This is a genomic window from Aureimonas glaciei (assembly GCF_014643375.1).
Classification (GTDB): domain Bacteria; phylum Pseudomonadota; class Alphaproteobacteria; order Rhizobiales; family Rhizobiaceae; genus Plantimonas; species Plantimonas glaciei.
Genome location: NZ_BMJJ01000030.1, coordinates 1 through 1,650, shown reverse-complemented (window position 1 = coordinate 1,650; position 1,650 = coordinate 1). Strand labels below are relative to the sequence as shown.

1 protein-coding gene is annotated in these 1,650 nt (G+C 66.7%); it reads right to left on the bottom strand.

Features of this window, described 5'->3' with window-relative positions; translation table 11 throughout:
- Positions 1-147 precede the first annotated feature (147 nt).
- Positions 148-972, bottom strand: coding sequence for a flagellin (locus IEX88_RS27000; protein ID WP_188855504.1), 825 nt, complete (start codon positions 970-972; stop codon positions 148-150).
- Positions 973-1,650 lie beyond the last annotated feature (678 nt).

The following is a 1,650-nucleotide window of genomic DNA, read 5'->3' as shown; positions in this document are numbered from 1 at the left end:
GCGAAGGTCAAGCGTCGCGGTTCCGCTCGCCCGCGCATCGCGTGTTTGAACGGCATCATCCCCGGTGTCTTTCGACACCGGGGATGCTTCTTAGCAAGCCTTCGCGCTTTGTGGCGCGACGGGGAGGCGCGTTGTTGGCGTTTTGGCTTACTGGAAGAGGCGGAGGACGTTTTGGGCGGATGAGTTGGTGATGGCGAGGGCCTGGTAGGCGAGCTGCTGCTGGGTCTGGAGGGCTGTGATCTTGGCCGATTCCTCGGTGAGGTCGGCGTCGAGGAGGGAGGAGAGGGCGGCGGATCGGATGCCGGAGAGGGCGGACTGGAAGTCCTGCTGGATGGCGAGGGACTCTGAGAAGGTGGCGAGGGTGCCCTGATAGGCGGTGACGGAGGCGATGAAGGTGTCGGCGGCGGTGCTGAGGGTGGCGGCGGTGGCGGTATCGGAGATGGCGGCGATGCCGGAGAAGGTGGTGGCGGCGCCCGCTTCGACGTCGACGGTGGTGACGCTGACGGTGGCGGCGACGCCGGAGTTGATGCCGATGGTGACGGCCTGGGCGGCGGCGGTGTCGGTGAGGAAGTTCTTGCCGTCGAAGCCGGCGGCGCTGAGGACGGAGGCGATCTGGGTGTGGAGGGCGGCGACCTTGGCGGTGACGGTGCCGTAATTGCCGGTGCCGGGATCGGCGGCGACGACGCCGTCGGCCAGTTCCTTGATTTTTCCGGCGAGGGTGATGGCGGTGTCGATGGCGGCGGTGGCGGCGTCCGCGCGGCCTTTGACCTGGGCGATGCCGGTGGAGAGCTTTTCCTGGGCAGACTGGTCGGACTTGATGGTCTGGGCGGTCTTCCAGGCGATGGCGTTGTCGGAGGACGAGTTGACCTTGCGTCCCGTGCCGATCCGCGCCTGCGTCGTCGCGATGTCGCTGTTGATCTGGCGCAGGTTCGAGAGGATGTAGCTGTTGGCGCTTGCGTTGATGCCGACCATGTTCATTTTCCCCGTTTGTGCTTCGAACTGTTGTTCGTTGCTTGCAGGGTTAGTTGTAGACGCCAAGACTAAAGCTTCCCGGGGATTTTTATCGACAATTTTATGCATTGGATCGGATTGCAATCCGACGCCTGTTCTTGGTTTACCGGGGGATAAGCAATTGTCTCGAAGGCCGGGCCGGCCCTTCATCACTGATTCAGCATGACGGCCCCTGCCCCGACCGTCCGGCCCTGGCGCCCCTCGGCGCCGCGTCGGACCGGGGCGGGCCGTGCCGACGCCGCACGCGCCCGCCGCCCCGCCGCCGCGTCCGGTCCTGGCAGCGCAGCCGGATCCTCCCCGCGGCCCGTCCCTGCCCCGCCGTACCTAAAGCGCCTCACGGGAAGCCCTGGCAGGACCGCCGGCGCCGATCGGACGCAAAGGCCGCCCCGAACGCAAACATCCCCCGGCCTGGTGAGGCCGGGGGATGTGGCAAGGCTGGGCGCCGACAGCACGGCGGGAGATACGGCCGCGCAAGGCCTCCTGCCCGTCATCCGGCGGGCGACCGCCGAGGCGCAGGCCCTGCGACGGGACGGACGCTACTGTTCGCCGAGTTTCATCTCCGGGGAGTAGTTTTGTCCGTAGAGTTCTTTGACGACGGCTTGGGCGCAACGCATTTGGTTGGCGTTGGCATCGTAGGCG